The sequence below is a fragment of the Pseudomonas sp. V98_8 genome (assembly GCF_029967975.1).
GTDB lineage: Bacteria > Pseudomonadota > Gammaproteobacteria > Pseudomonadales > Pseudomonadaceae > Aquipseudomonas > Aquipseudomonas umsongensis.
The window spans coordinates 134,635-148,243 of sequence record NZ_JASCAE010000004.1 but is presented as its reverse complement, the minus strand read 5'-3'; the positions used below and the strand labels follow the sequence as shown (position 1 = coordinate 148,243).

13 protein-coding genes are annotated in these 13,609 nt (G+C 60.4%); all 13 read right to left on the bottom strand.

Going from position 1 to position 13,609, the window contains the following annotated elements:
* Positions 1–26 precede the first annotated feature (26 nt).
* On the bottom strand, positions 27–788 hold the full coding sequence (locus QLG10_RS04575) for a glycosyltransferase family 2 protein (RefSeq protein ID WP_110754060.1): 762 nt from the start codon (positions 786–788) through the stop codon (positions 27–29).
* Positions 789–843: 55 nt separating this feature from the next.
* Positions 844–1,800, bottom strand: a complete 957-nt coding sequence (locus QLG10_RS04570; protein WP_110754062.1) for a glycosyltransferase — start codon at positions 1,798–1,800, stop codon at positions 844–846.
* An 85-nt stretch (positions 1,801–1,885) separates the two neighbouring features.
* Entirely contained in the window at positions 1,886–3,286 is a 1,401-nt protein-coding gene (locus QLG10_RS04565) for a PIG-L family deacetylase (protein WP_188264587.1), read from the bottom strand.
* A gap of 8 nt (positions 3,287–3,294) precedes the next feature.
* Positions 3,295–4,191 (bottom strand): antimicrobial resistance protein Mig-14, encoded by an 897-nt coding sequence (locus QLG10_RS04560; protein ID WP_188264586.1) that lies wholly within the window; start codon positions 4,189–4,191, stop codon positions 3,295–3,297.
* The gene (locus QLG10_RS04555) at positions 4,191–5,321 is read right to left on the bottom strand and encodes a glycosyltransferase (RefSeq protein ID WP_110754066.1); all 1,131 of its coding nucleotides are present in this window, start codon (positions 5,319–5,321) and stop codon (positions 4,191–4,193) included. The genes QLG10_RS04560 and QLG10_RS04555 overlap by 1 nt, the downstream gene beginning before the upstream one ends.
* Positions 5,305–7,062 (bottom strand): carbamoyltransferase, encoded by a 1,758-nt coding sequence (locus QLG10_RS04550; protein WP_110754068.1) that lies wholly within the window; start codon positions 7,060–7,062, stop codon positions 5,305–5,307. Before QLG10_RS04550 ends, QLG10_RS04555 begins: the two co-directional genes overlap by 17 nt.
* Positions 7,063–7,227: 165 nt before the next feature.
* Positions 7,228–7,623 (bottom strand): YceK/YidQ family lipoprotein, encoded by a 396-nt coding sequence (locus tag QLG10_RS04545; RefSeq protein ID WP_188264584.1) that lies wholly within the window; start codon positions 7,621–7,623, stop codon positions 7,228–7,230.
* 61 nt (positions 7,624–7,684) lie between these two features.
* Positions 7,685–9,136, bottom strand: coding sequence for a lipopolysaccharide kinase InaA family protein (locus QLG10_RS04540; RefSeq protein WP_110754073.1), 1,452 nt, complete (start codon positions 9,134–9,136; stop codon positions 7,685–7,687).
* Complete coding sequence (locus QLG10_RS04535) at positions 9,136–9,888, bottom strand: lipopolysaccharide kinase InaA family protein (protein WP_110754075.1); 753 nt, start codon at positions 9,886–9,888, stop codon at positions 9,136–9,138. Before QLG10_RS04535 ends, QLG10_RS04540 begins: the two co-directional genes overlap by 1 nt.
* Positions 9,885–10,619, bottom strand: a complete 735-nt coding sequence (locus tag QLG10_RS04530) for a lipopolysaccharide kinase InaA family protein (RefSeq protein ID WP_188264581.1) — start codon at positions 10,617–10,619, stop codon at positions 9,885–9,887. The genes QLG10_RS04535 and QLG10_RS04530 overlap by 4 nt, the downstream gene beginning before the upstream one ends.
* Complete coding sequence (gene rfaP, locus QLG10_RS04525) at positions 10,619–11,425, bottom strand: lipopolysaccharide core heptose(I) kinase RfaP (RefSeq protein ID WP_282485768.1); 807 nt, start codon at positions 11,423–11,425, stop codon at positions 10,619–10,621. The genes QLG10_RS04530 and rfaP overlap by 1 nt, the downstream gene beginning before the upstream one ends.
* Positions 11,426–12,547, bottom strand: coding sequence for a glycosyltransferase family 4 protein (locus QLG10_RS04520; RefSeq protein ID WP_110754079.1), 1,122 nt, complete (start codon positions 12,545–12,547; stop codon positions 11,426–11,428).
* Entirely contained in the window at positions 12,547–13,608 is a 1,062-nt protein-coding gene (gene waaC, locus QLG10_RS04515; RefSeq protein WP_188264579.1) for a lipopolysaccharide heptosyltransferase I, read from the bottom strand. Before waaC ends, QLG10_RS04520 begins: the two co-directional genes overlap by 1 nt.
* Position 13,609 lies beyond the last annotated feature (1 nt).

Genomic DNA, 13,609 nt, shown 5'->3' with positions numbered 1-13,609 from the left:
GGTAATGGGGATAAGCTGCGGTGTTGCTACTTGATGGTCCAGCCAATGCAGACTCCCAACAACAAAAACAAAACGAATTTGACCTGTTCGCGCCGACTACGACGCGCCTTGCGCTGTCGCTCGATCGGCGTTTGCACGTGCAGGCCAAACCCGGTGTGCATGACTGCGTCCGCTTCAAGCGTCAGGGCAGTCAGATTCAGCTGTGCGTATCGCTGTGACAGCGCTTTCTCGCCACCGTGCCCGGAAAATGGCGCGCACAATCGATATTCCTTTACCCGCCGCAGGCCCGGGTTCAGCGAGAACCCCTGCCACTGCGGCTTGTCGGAAATCATTGGATGGCAAGCCACTCCACCGACGACCTCACGCGGCCCCAAATGAATGTAGGGGCTGTGAACCCGCAGATCATGAGTATAGCTACGCAGCCACACTTGCAGGATTTCCGGGCGCAATTGGAGAATGGTCATGGAGTCTTCCACAAACCCTGGGCGATAGAATTCCCAGTCATCCTCGCAATGGAAGATGTAGTTCGTGCTGACGTGTTCGTACGCCAGGTCGATTGACGCCAGTTGACCCAGCTTGGGTCGATTGACGAACACCGTGCAGTGTTCCTTCCAGTTGGCTGGAATGACTGCGTGAACGCCTTCGTCACCCGCATCCTCAGTGATGAACACTTCACGGATAGGGGCCGTATTGAATCGATCGAAGCTCTCGAGAGTAGTCTTCAGCAGATCCAGGCGACCACAGCTTGTGACCACTAGCGTGATGTCACTCTCGCGGGAAAAATGCACGGTTTTCTCAATAGGGTAAAAGTGGTCAGCAATATCAATGGCCGGCCTACACTTGTCAAACACCCAAATTGAGTCGAATTCTTTCCAACAGACTCAGCGGCGCACGAGCACGCAGTGCGGGCTCAAGCTCCTCGACGATACGCTGGCCGATGCGTGCAAAGCTGAACTGGCTGACCGCCAGCTCCTGACCGTTGTGCGCGATACGCTGCGCCAGTTGCGGGTCGCTGCGCAGAATGGCGAGCTTTTCCTGAAGCTGTGCAATGTCCCGATACAAGACCACGTTGTGCATATCCTGCAAGCCCAGCGCTTGGCATTCCGCGGCACCCTGGTCATAGGCTAGCAAGACACAGCCACAGGCCATGGCTTCGAAGTTCTTGATCATGAATTCGCCCATGCCGACGTCCGCACTGACGAAAAAGCGAATGCGGTTAAGCGTATCGCGGTATTCCTCGCCGGATTTGGTACGCGTGACAACCAGGGGTTCGACACTCGCCAGCTCATCGAGCAGCGCCTTGCGGCCGCTATAGGCAACGCTGTTGGTACTGCCAACGAACGCCAGCTCGATATCCCGCTCGCGCCCTTGATCTTCAAGCTGCGTCTGGTCGTAGCCCTTGGGAACGAACACTGCATCGAAGCCCTCCGAACGCAGGCGCTCGGTGACAACGAAACCGGAACTGATGACTCGCGCCCATGGCAATCGACGGTAGTGCGCACTGAACTTACCGGTGTACTTGCAAGGAATGTAGTTCTGGTAGGCATCGTGCTCGAGGATGACCAGGTTGGGAATCGTGCGGATAAATCCGACCTGGCGGATCTCCTGCTTGAACCGCAGGAAAAACACGATCCGGTCGTACCGGGACACATCGACTTCACGCCGGAAATAACTGCGCAGGTTGCGCTGTTCCTCGCTGCTCAACCACCGCAAGTCGCACTCGCAATGAGCCGCCACCCCGTCGTACAGACGGTCCAGGATGGCCCGCTGATCTTTCTGCACCAGAAATAGAACTTTCATCGTCTTCCTTGCCACAACAGGCAAATGGAGCAACACCTGAAACCGGACCTGCCCTCAGACGGCCGACCTTCAGGCCCATGACACTTTACAAACGCCAAAACAGTTCCTGGCGCCGCACAGCCTTGCGAAAAAATTCATTTTCGCCGTAACGCGAACCGGCCCGGCCCGCCAGCAACCGCTGCAACCTACGCCGCAAGCGACGCTTGAATGGCGGCGGCGGTTGCAGGTCGTGCATCATCGCCAATGCCATTGCCTTGTCACGCTGCTGAGCCTGGGAAAGCTGCAGGCAGTAGGGATGCATCTGCTGACCAAGATCGAATACCGGAGGAAGGGCAATACCGGTGCCGGTGTCACCCATCGGCCAGCGATCGTTGTCATGCAGGTGATTGGCATAGCCCAACAGCGTCGGTTGCCAATCAAGCCCCTTGAGCGCTTCGAGCACTGCTGCCTGCGCACAGAAATGATCGGGATGGGGATCAAGGGTCGGGTGCGGCAATACAATTACCTCAGGCCGGGCACGCAACAGCAGGGCTTGCAGATCTGCCAGCAGATTGTTCCAGGTGGGCGCGCCATCGACATCGCCCGGCAGGCCAAACGGGTTCAATTGGCGAAATAACCGGGTGTCATGCAAATCCGCTTCCCGTGAACCTATCGGCTTGGCGGGCGATGCCTGCATGGCTTCCAGTTGCAAACAGAAATAGCCCAACTGCACGCAATGGCCTGGCGGCACTCCCGCCCAGCGCGGCACGGCAATACTGTCCCAGGCACGCAAACGGCCTTTCAGGCGCGCCGCCTCGACCTTGTTCATGCCCATGCGCTGATAATGTTCGGCTTCGATTTCACCGGCGGTGAGCGTCACGATCCAGGCCTCGTCCGCCTGACTGTACAAACCGTAAGCCGCGAGCTCGGCATCATCGGCATGGGGGGCGATGACCATCACTCGTTGACGGCGAAAGTCCGGATGTTCAAAAGCCCACAACACAGGCTCACCCTGTAGCCGGCAGAATCGCCCACGCAGCCGCAACTCACCGCGCGACAGCACTTGGGCCTGGCCGCTGAGGTTGAGGTAACGCAGGCCGTCCACTCCCCGTTCGAAGGTCTGCCGGTCAGGGCTGTCGCCCCCCGTCAACTCGACCACTGGATCGAAGAAGCGGCCCAGCCACGTGCTTTTTACCTTGAGCGCCAGCACCAGCGTCGCGTCGTCGACCAGCATGACACCCTCATCCAGGCGCAGGTGCTCCCCGTTCAGGTGAACCTTGGGCTGCGGGGTATAGGGCGTAAAGGTGTACTGATAGTCGTCTTTGGCACTATAGAACAGGTGATCGGCAAACCAGGCTTCGTGCGCCACCCAGCCCAGCAGCGCAAGCACCAGTGGCAACCACCACACCACCAGGATGCCGGACAGGATCAACAGCACCAGCGCGACCAGCAGACCGATGCGTTTATTGCGCCGATGGCGCTTGAGCAATTGCTGTTTGCGGGTCATGGCTTGACTCATACGGTGTAGACCGGCACAGGGTTGCACCAGCGATCCTTGTATTCCCGGTCGGCACGGCCAAAGGAAAAGCGCAGGGGCTTGTCCAGTGCCCTGGCGTGCTCCCAGGCGCTTTGGGTGTTGAGAAAACTCAGTACGCTACCGGGACTGAACTCGCGGGTTTCGGGATCGACACCGCCATTGATGTATTCAACGCTGATCCATTGCGGCGTCTCAACGCGATAAACCAGTTGAATGGCGATGGCGGCATCATTGAGGAAGATCACCGAACCGATCAGAAACTCGCGCAACAACTCGATGACCTCGGCCATGCGCTCGGCACCGGTCGCCGGGAAACCCCAGCGGCGCAGGAACAAATCGCAATAAATCGCGCCCAGCTGCTGGCTGGAAAACTCGGAAACCGCTCGCACGACGCCACCCGCCTCCTCCAGCAACCTGAGTTCGCGACGCTGGTTGTAGCGAAATTTCTTCGACAACTCTTCGGGCGTGCGGGCCATGGCCAGTTGTTCGGCCTGCAGCCTGATACCGGTGAAACGGTTTTCGTTGAGCGCCGACAAGTAGCGACCACGATGGCGCAAAGGTGCCTGGGCATCGGCGGCAGCCGGCAGGATGATTTCGGCATTGCCCAGGTCGAACAAGCCCTTCTTGCCGTGACGCTTGAGCACGTCCTTGGACAAGGCAAGGTCGCGACCCCAGGTCGGAATCGCCGCCTTGATTTCGCCGCCTTGCTCCCACGCCAGGTATCGCACTGGGATGTCGGCGAGCCGCGCCAGGCGCTCGACCACCAGCGGGTGAGTGGCGACGCTGCCGCCATAACGCTGCCAGGCCTCGGCATAAGTCGAGGCATCGGATAGCGACCAGCCGCGTTCGCGCCAGCCTTGAAATCGGTTGAGCATCAGCCCCTCTGTGCCAGTTCGGTAACGTGCGGCAGGTGCCAGAAAGCATCGCGCACCGCGCGGTCGGAGAAGCGTTCACGCAGGCGCTCAAGCATCAACTCGGCGCACTGGCGACGTTGCTGCTCGTCCATTGCGGCCAGATGTTGCAGGCCTTGAGCCAAGTGCTCGGCATCGCCCAGGGGAAACAGGATACCAACGCCTTCGACCACTTCCTTGGCTCCGCCACAGGCCGTTGCGAGCAATGGCACGCCCGCCGCCATGGCTTCGAGCAGCACCATGCCGAATGGTTCATGATCGGAACTGAGGGCAAACACATCGAAAGCGCTGAAATACCGCCGGGCCTCAGGGACCTGACCAAGGAACAGTACCCGGTTGCCAATCCCCAACTCGAGAGCCTGGGCCTTCAGATCCTGTTCCAGACGACCGCTACCCAAAATGACCAGTTGGCTGTTGGCCGGCAACCCGGGGAGCGCCTGGGCAAAACCTTCCAGCAACGTGGCTTGATCCTTGTCCGGGTGCAGACGTCCGACGTTGCCGACGATCCAGGCATCCGCAGACAGGCCAAGGGTCTCGCGCGCCTCGCGAGCCGACACCTGGCTAGCCTGCAAAGCCGGTACATCGATCCGGTTATAGAGTGTCTGGATCCTTGCCGCCGGCCACTTCGGCAGGCATTGGCGCATGTCATCACGCACGGCATCGGACACCCCGAGCAGGCTCAGGCGCTTGCGGAAAATATGCGCGAAGAGCTTGCGTGTGCCGCGCTTGTAATCGTCAAACGCATGGTGCACGCCAATCACCGGCAACGAGGTGCCGAGCAAGGCGATGTAGATCGGCTTGAAGCGATGGGCAATGCAGAAACTGAAATTGCGCGACGCGGCGATCTTGCGCAGATCGCCAATGGCGCCCAGCTTCAGGCCACGAATGGCCTTGGAGCTGTACTCCATGAACAACACTTCATCCGAGGCGCAACCGGCGGCCACCTCGGCGTCGGCGACCCCGGTCAGAAACACCGTGGTCACGCGATAGCCGGTGCCCGCGAACAGGCTGGCGTACTGCCGGGCGCAGTCCAGGAACGGCCCGTCATAGCCGTGACAAAACTGCAGCACATGGCGTTCAGCCGAGCGTGTCATAGGTGTCCGCGCCCTCTTTGACCACCAGGATGTCTTCCATGATCAGATACTGTAGATCCGAACCGAAGAACATGTTCAAGGCGTCCGTCGGCGAGCAGATCATCGGTTCGCCACGACGGTTGAGCGAGGTGTTCAGCGACACGCCGTTGCCCGTCAGGTTTTCCAGCGCCTTCATCATGTCGTAGTAGCGTGGGTTGTATTCGCGCTTGAGCACCTGGGCCCGGGACGTGCCGTCTTCATGAACGACTTCCGGCACACGGGTTTTCCACTCTTCAGCTACTTCGAAGGTGAAGGTCATGAACGGCGCCGGGTGATCGATCTTGATCATCTGTGGTGCGACGGTGTCGAGCATCGACGGGCAGAAAGGCCTCCAGCGCTCGCGGAACTTGATCTGGTGGTTGATGCGATCGGCCACGCCGGCCACGCTTGGGCAACCGATGATCGAACGACCGCCCAGCGCGCGCGGACCGAACTCCATGCGGCCCTGGAACCAGGCCACCGGGTTGCCGTCGACCATGATCTTGGCGATCTGCTCGGGCATGTTGTCGAGCTTGCGCCACGTTGGTTTGTTCTCGTGACGAGCACAGGCCGCGATCACGTCTTCGTTGCTGTACGACGGACCGAGGTAAACGTGTTCCATCTTCTCGACCGGTACGCCGCGGGCATGGGACACATAGGCTGCCGCGCCCACCGCAGTACCGGCGTCGCCGGATGCCGGCTGTACGAACAGCTCCTTGACGTCGTCGCGAGCGATGATTTTCTGGTTGAGCTTGACGTTCAACGCACAGCCACCGGCGTAGGCCAGCTTGCCGGTTTCCTTGAGCACGTCGCCCAGGTAATGGTCGATCATCTGCAAGGCAATTTTTTCAAACAGCGCTTGAATGCTGGCGGCATAGTGAATGTAAGGCTCGTCGGCGATGTCGCCTTCGCGCTTCGGACCCAGCCACTCGATCAGCTTCGGCGAGAAGTAGTAACCCTTGCCCTTCTCTTTATAGCGACGCAGGCCGATCACGTTGGCGTAGTCGGTGTTGATCACCAGCTCGCCGTTTTCGAACGAAGCCAAACGCGAGAAATCGTACTTGCTGGCGTCGCCGTACGGCGCCATGCCCATGACCTTGAACTCGCCGTCGAGCATGTCGAAACCGAGGAACTCGGTGATCGCGCCGTACAGGCCGCCGAGGGAGTCCGGATCGAAGAATTCCTTGATCTTGTGGATCTTGCCGTTCTCGCCATAACCGAAGAAGGTCGTGGCGTACTCGCCCTTGCCGTCGATGCCCAGGATCGCGGTTTTCTCTTTGAAACCGGAGCAGTGATAGGCGCTGGAGGCGTGGGCCAGGTGGTGTTCAACCGGCTCGATCTTGATCTTCTTCGGATCAAAACCCAGTTGCTCCAGGCACCAGACGATCTTGTTGCGATAGCGCTTGTAGCGACGGTTGCCCATCAGGATCGCGTCGAGTGCACGGTCCGGGGCGTACCAGTAACGCTTGGCGTACTGCCAGCGAGCCTTGCCGAAAATGCTGATCGGGGCGAACGGAATCGCCACCACGTCAACGTCGGACGGCTTGATGCCTGCCTGCTCCAGGCAGAACTTCGCCGACTCGTAGGGCATGCGGTTCTTTGCATGTTTATCGCGTACGAAGCGCTCTTCTTCCGCCGCCGCGACCAGCTTGCCGTCGATGTACAGGGCTGCGGAAGGATCATGGCTAAGGGCGCCGGACAGGCCAAGAATCGTCAATGCCACAGGGGTCTAGCCTCTTTAGTCTGCGTGCAGGCGCGATGCGCCTCAAAAATTAATGTGCCCTCGCAACGGGCGAGAGACAGCTAAAGGGCGGGATTATAGCTTAAAAGCAGCTTCAAGCCTCTAGCGGCAAGCTGCAAGCGACCGCGGTGTGGAGCTTGCCGCTGGTTACCCGCCCGCAGGCCGCCAGTAAATGCGGATATTGCCATCCATGCCCTGCCGGTAAATCGTATACGGCAGGACAACAGTATCCAGCACACCGGTTAACACCAGGTCCACCAAAATGACCGGGACGTAGATGCCGGTTGGATCGGGCGGCGCATTCAAGATGCAAAAATCGTAGGCCAGGCCGCTGTAGACCCGAGGAATGGACTGACAATAGGTTTTTTGCCGTCGAAGGCCATGGGCCGCGTCGGCCTCGTCCTGAAAGACCGTCGAGACGGTCCCGCACCCTGTCAAAGCCAGTGAGATGACACCTGATGCAACTACCGTCTTGATCGTCAAAGCCTGCCCTCCGAAAGCGTCAGGCAAACTAGCATCGCGGTCATTCAGGCCACAGTTCATGGCTTCTCAAAATCATGTAGGACCGTTCGCAGGAACTTGTCCGCCTATCTTTTGAAGGGACTCAGGCCGCGCCAGAGATGTCCTTGGGCAATCGCTGATCGATGACCTGATAAAGCGCACTTGTCTCAGGCCAGTTGCGCATGAACCGCGCCCGATCCCGAGCATACGCCGGCGCGAAACTGGCGAGCGAGCCATGCTGGCACATCGAATCCAGATCGATCAGCGCCCAACGATCCTGCTGCCAGAACAGATTGTGGCCCTTGAAGTCGCCGTGGCTGATGCGCTCACGAATCAATTCGGCGAACAGGTGATCCAGCGCCAGTAGCTCCGCCTCAGGAGCATCGCCGCTTTCAATGTACGGCGCAAAACGCTCGATGATGTCCGGCCCCGGCAGATGCTCGGTGATCAGATAGGCACGACCGCGCAACCAGAGAAAACGCTTTTCCAGCACCGCCAGCGGCTTGGGCGTGGCGATGCCGAGGAAGGCCAGGCGATTGCCCTCGCGCCAGGAGTGCCAGGCGCGGCTCGGGCGCCAGAAGCGCTTGAGCCAGTGGGCGAAACCCTTGATGTTGTACCGCTTGATCACCAGCGTACGACCGTCCACCTCGACCTTGCCGACGCTCGCCGCGCCGCCGGTCTTGTACAGATGCCCCTGATCCAGCAAGGCATCAGCCTGGGCCAATACCGGCAGCATTGCCGCCTCTTCCTCGCGACGGATCGCCTGCAAGCCGAACGCACCGCGCCGGACGCTGAACAGCGTGCATTCGCGACCGGTCTTGATCAGGAAGTCCTTCAGGCGCCAGCTACGAACCTTGTCGACCTGCTTTTGCAGCGCCTCCATGGGCAGGGCATGCTCGCCGTTGCTCAGCAGGTAGTACACCAGCAATTCTTCGGTGAACGGCTCCAGCGACTTGGGCAACTGGGCGAAAAACACCCCGAGGTTTTCCAGGACCTTCTGGCGCGAGAGTGGCTGGCCCGCCGTTTCACTGCAGATCCCGGCGCCATCGATCAAATACAGTCGATTGCCCTGGCGCAACAGGTTGTCCAGGTGCAGGTCTTCTTGCCACAAACCTTTTCGATGCATCTGGCCGATCGCACCCAAGGCTTGCGCCAGCACGGCTGACTGCTCGTCGGCCAGCACCGGCAGGCCTTCCACCTGCTGCCAGGCATCTCCCAGGCTCTGGGCACCCTCGAGGAACTCAAACAGCAGCCAGCCACCCTCGCCATCCTTCAGGCCATCAGCCAACAGGAGTGGCGTGGTCAGGCCTTGGGCGCAGAGCAGTCGCACGCCGTCCAACTCGCGCTGGAAATGCCGCGCCGCCTTGTTGCCAACCAGCAACTTGGCCAGCACCGGCCGGCCGCGCCAGACACCGGCACCGACATAACGCTGCCCAGGCAATACCCGCAACAGGGTCAGCAACTGCAACTGCGCCGGCCCGGCAGCATCGGCCAATGAAAGACTGATGGGCAGGCTCGGCTGACGGCCAGCGTTCTTCAGCTCGGACAAACGCATCAGCGCTTCTCCTTATGGCTACGTCGCGCGGTCAGACGCGCCAGCCAGCTATCGATCAGCGTGCTGTCCTGAGATTGATCCAGATAGGCGGCCAGCAAAATGCGCAGCTGTGCCTCGCTCCATTCCGGCGCCCGACGCAACAGCGGCTCCAGATCCTTGACCCGATCCCGCTGGCCGAACAGCAGTGGCCGAGTCTTTTCCAGATCGATCAGTTGCGCCTGGTAGCCGTCACCGGTGGCACACAGGAAAATATGCTTGGGGTAAAAACAGCCATGCACCTGACGCTTGCCGTGCAGGTGCCGCGCCAGTTTTCCGCAGGCTTGAAGTATCGCCACATGTTGTGCCTCGCCGAGGTCCGACCAGCGCTTCAGCAGCGCATCCAGGTCATCCCAGCCGTCCAGGGCGCGCGTGAGGAGAATCGCACGGACTTCGCCGTCGACCTTGCGCTCACCGAAAAACGCCGCTTTCAGCGCTGGAATGCCGAGCTTTTCGTAACGGCTGATGTTACGAAACTCCCGGGCAAAACTCGGCTCGCCAAAGGGCGCGTGCAAGGTGTGCATCTGGTAATTGCTCTGACGCTTGAGGTAGAAACCCTGACCCTCCAGATCCAGTCGAAACACGCTGCTCCAGCCTCCACGCGAGGTGTTGGGTTCGTCCACGGCATCGAGCTGCCGGGCCCAGAGCGCATCGAAAGTACCGAGGCCGTGGCGCTCAAGCAGCGCACGGTCTTCAGCGGCCAGAAAATCAGTCATTCGCGTCCCTCGAAAAATCTCACCACGTGCCGGATGCGCTTTTTATCGGCGGCATTGAGTCGGCTGCACTGGCGGTATTGCAGGTAAAAGCGCAGGCGCTGGGTAGCCGACAGTTGATACTTGGCGACCTTGTCCAGGCAGGCCAAGTCCTTGGTGATTCGGTATTTGAGCCAGAAACCGCTCCAGAAATCACCGTTGGGGCAGTCGATCAGGAACAGGCGGGCCTGATCGTCGACCAGCAGGTTGCGCCACTTCAAATCGTTATGGGTAAAGTGATGTTCGTGCATTGTGCGGGTGTAACTGGCCAATTGTCGGCTGATGTTGTCGACCCAGGCGCGGTCCGCCAGTTTCGCATCGTGCCGCTCGGCCAGTGCCGACAGGTCTTCGGTATGTGGCAGTTCGCGAGTGATCATCGCCCCACGATCGTACGCCGCACCGCGCCGCTCCAGGCCCCAGGCCACTACCTCGGCGGTGGGGATGCCCCACTTGGCGAAACGCTTGAGGTTCTGCCACTCCATTTTCACCCGTGGCTTACCCAGGTAGCGCCGCAAGCCCTTGCCCGCCCCCACGTAGCGCTTGACGTAATAGTTGACGCCATTGCGCTGGACGCGAATGACCTCCGACAACGGATCGCGGGTCAGGCGCTCACCTTGCAGCGCAAACACGGCATCAAGGCTGCCGAAGTCTTCTGCCAGATCGTTGTAAGCAGGCTCAAGCCTCCAGCCTGCCATCAGAGCGCGTCCCCGTATCGCTGTTTACGCTCGTAAAGCTTGTTGGCCTTGCCTTCGAGCCAGCTCAGCAGACCGGCTTCTTCGCTCAAGACCTGGCGCAGCGGCTGCTGGAAATAGCCCTTGAGGAAACGCAGCTTGTCGCGTCGGGTCAGGCCGATATCCAGCGCGGAAAAATACAGCGCCGCCAGATCCTTGTTACGCCAGCGCGCGGTGATCGTCGGACGGGTCTGGGCGCGGTGCAGGTCGATCACCGAGAGTTTGAAATCGTCCGCGGTCACCGGCTTGTCGGTGTGCAGCAGGAAGTGGCAGATGTAACAGTCACGGTGGTTTACCCCGGCACGGTGCATCATGCCGGTCATGCGCGCCACTTCGGCAATCAGCGCACGCTTGAGTTTTGGCTCGGGCGGCTGCTTGATCCAGTTGATGCTGTAATCTTCGAGACTGACAGTCGGGGCCAGCTCTTCGGTGACGATGAACGAATGCTGGTCCGCCGGATTGGTGCCCTTCTCGCCATAAGCGACGGCGGTCATGGTCGGCACGCCGACTTCCTGCAGGCGTTGGATGGCCTTCCACTCCTGGCCAGCCCCCAGGACCGGCAGCTTGGCGGTCAGCAGGTTCTTGAATATTTCGCCCCAGCCGATGCCACGGTGGATTTTCACGAAAAACCCGTTGCCGTTCACTTCGGTACGCAGCGTGCGGCGAGCCTCAAGCTCCCGGTATACCTCGCCCTGCAAGCCCTCGACTTCGGCGAACGGATCGCGTCCGGCCCAGAGGCTCTTGAACGGTTCAGCCAGCATCAACTTCATTTAAGCGTGCTCCGCCAGAATCACATCGGCCGCGTGCTGCGGCATGCTGTAGAGGTCGGCCGTCTCGGCGAAGGCCAAACCGTTGCGGCTCCAGGCCGCCCTTGCTTGAGCGTCGTTCAGCATACCGGTCAGGTACTGGGTCAACTGGACTTGATCGAATGGCTCGTCCAGCACCAGGCCGGCGTCGGCCTCGGCGATGTAATGGGCGTACCCGCATACCGCACTGACGAGCACCGGCAACCCAGCCACCAATGCTTCAAGCAGCACGGTGCCGGTGTTTTCGTTGTAGGCCGGGTGGATCAACAGATCGGCGCCCAACAGGAAACGCGGAATATCGCTGCGACCCTTGAGGAACGTCACGTTGTCGCCGAGCCCCAGCGTGGCGCTCTGCATCTGGAATAACTTGGGGTCGTCCTGGCCAATTACAAACAGCCGGGTGCGCTTCTTCAGATCAGCGGGCAACCCGGCCAGGGCCTTGAGACTGCGATCCACGCCCTTGGTCTTGAACCCGGAGCCGATCTGCACCAGCAGCAAGTCATCGTCCTTCAGATTGAATTCAGCGCGGAACCCGGCACGAATTTCGTCCGCATCCACCGGCCGGCGACGATCCTGGGCAATGCCTGGCGGCAGCAGGTGGAAGCGCTCCAGTGGCGTGCCGTAATGCTTGATGAACAGCGGTTGCTGGACCTCGGAAATCATCAACACTTCAGTCTTGGCGTCCTTGGCGAACACCGCACGCTCGTACTCGGCGAAATGGCGGTAGCGACCCCAGCGTCGGTACAGCGAATTGCGCAGGTTCTGCGCCTTGTCTTCGAAACAGCCGTCAGCGGCGTAGTAGACGTCCAAACCCGGCATCTTGTTGAAGCCGATCAAGCGATCCACCGGACGCTTGGCCAGGTCCGCTTCCATCCACTCACTGAGTTTTTCGTTGCGCCGATGGTTAAAGAATGCCTTGACCGGCGCCACCAGCACCTCGAAACCCGGTGGCACCTCGCCTTCCCAGATAAGCGTGTAGACGCGAATCTGGTGTCCGCGCTTCTGGCACTCCAGGGCGATGCGCATGAAATCTCGCTGCAGGCCACCAAAGGGAAAGTACTTGTACAGGACAAATGCCAATTGCATCAGCGCAGCTCCTCAGCCAGTAACAACGTGCTCAGTCGGCTCGCGACACGCTCGGGATTCAGGCGCGTGAAGCACAATGGCCACTCGCGTTTCAGGTCAAACCGATTGGCATCTTCGGCCGTCGGTTGATAAGTGCATTTCTTTTGCAAACACGGGGCGCAGGGGAAATCGCTGGCCATGTGAATCTGCGACTTGCCGTAGGCCCCGGTCAGGCCCGGATTGGTCGGGCCGAACAGCGACAGCGTTGGCACATCAAGGGCCGCAGCCAGATGACCGAGGCCGGTGTCCACCGCCACGCAGGCTTGCGCGCCAGCCAGCACCTTGCCGACCCCGGCCAGATTCAGCCTGGGCAAAACCTCGACGTGCTTGAAGCCGGCAGCGATACGCTCGGCACGGGCCTTTTCCGCGCCGTTGCCCCAGGGAAGTTTCACGCCCACGCCGAGGTAACCGACCCGTTCGGTCAGCTCGCGCCAGTAGGCCTCAGGCCAGTGCTTGGTGTCCCAGGTGGTGCCATGCAGGAACACCACATAGGGGTTCTTGCGCGGCAATTCCACCAAGCGCTCGACGCTCAGGCCGTAGTCGCCCAGCCCCTTGGGCAAGTCATAACCCAGGGCGATGGCGAACAACTGACGCACCCGCTCTACCGCATGCTGACCGCGGGCAACCGCCAGGCGCCGGTTATAGAAACGCGCGGCGACGGGTTCGCGCGCCGAACCTTTATCGAGGCCGGCCACCGGGGCTTTCACATACCGGGTCAGCAGAGCGCTTTTGAGCAGGCCCTGGGCATCGATGACCAGATCGTATTTCGTGGCGCGAAGGCTCTGCTTGAAGCGCTTCCACTCGCCACTCTTGATGGTCTGCCAGAGGTTTTTGCGCCAGCGACGGATCGCCACCGGAATCACCTTGCCCACCGCCGGGTGCCAGGTCGGAATTTCAGCGAAGCCTTCTTCCACCACCCAGTCGAAGGTGATGCCGGGGATGGCCCGCGAGGCGTCGGTCAGCGCCGGCAGCGCATGAATCACGTCGCCCAGCGATGAAGTCTTGATCAGCAATACCCGCAAA

What these genes read in the sequence shown, in the direction of transcription:
- QLG10_RS04565 (WP_188264587.1), bottom strand. Translation starts at nt 3,286, where the DNA reads ATGACCCGCAAACAGCAATTGCTCAAGCGCCATCGGCGCAATAAACGC.
- QLG10_RS04520 (WP_110754079.1), bottom strand. Translation starts at nt 12,547, where the DNA reads ATGCAATTGGCATTTGTCCTGTACAAGTACTTTCCCTTTGGTGGCCTG.
- QLG10_RS04555 (WP_110754066.1), bottom strand. Translation starts at nt 5,321, where the DNA reads ATGACACGCTCGGCTGAACGCCATGTGCTGCAGTTTTGTCACGGCTAT.
- QLG10_RS04545 (WP_188264584.1), bottom strand. Translation starts at nt 7,623, where the DNA reads ATGAACTGTGGCCTGAATGACCGCGATGCTAGTTTGCCTGACGCTTTC.
- QLG10_RS04540 (WP_110754073.1), bottom strand. Translation starts at nt 9,136, where the DNA reads ATGCGTTTGTCCGAGCTGAAGAACGCTGGCCGTCAGCCGAGCCTGCCC.
- QLG10_RS04530 (WP_188264581.1), bottom strand. Translation starts at nt 10,619, where the DNA reads ATGGCAGGCTGGAGGCTTGAGCCTGCTTACAACGATCTGGCAGAAGAC.
- QLG10_RS04560 (WP_188264586.1), bottom strand. Translation starts at nt 4,191, where the DNA reads ATGCTCAACCGATTTCAAGGCTGGCGCGAACGCGGCTGGTCGCTATCC.
- QLG10_RS04535 (WP_110754075.1), bottom strand. Translation starts at nt 9,888, where the DNA reads ATGACTGATTTTCTGGCCGCTGAAGACCGTGCGCTGCTTGAGCGCCAC.
- rfaP (WP_282485768.1), bottom strand. Translation starts at nt 11,425, where the DNA reads ATGAAGTTGATGCTGGCTGAACCGTTCAAGAGCCTCTGGGCCGGACGC.
- QLG10_RS04570 (WP_110754062.1), bottom strand. Translation starts at nt 1,800, where the DNA reads ATGAAAGTTCTATTTCTGGTGCAGAAAGATCAGCGGGCCATCCTGGAC.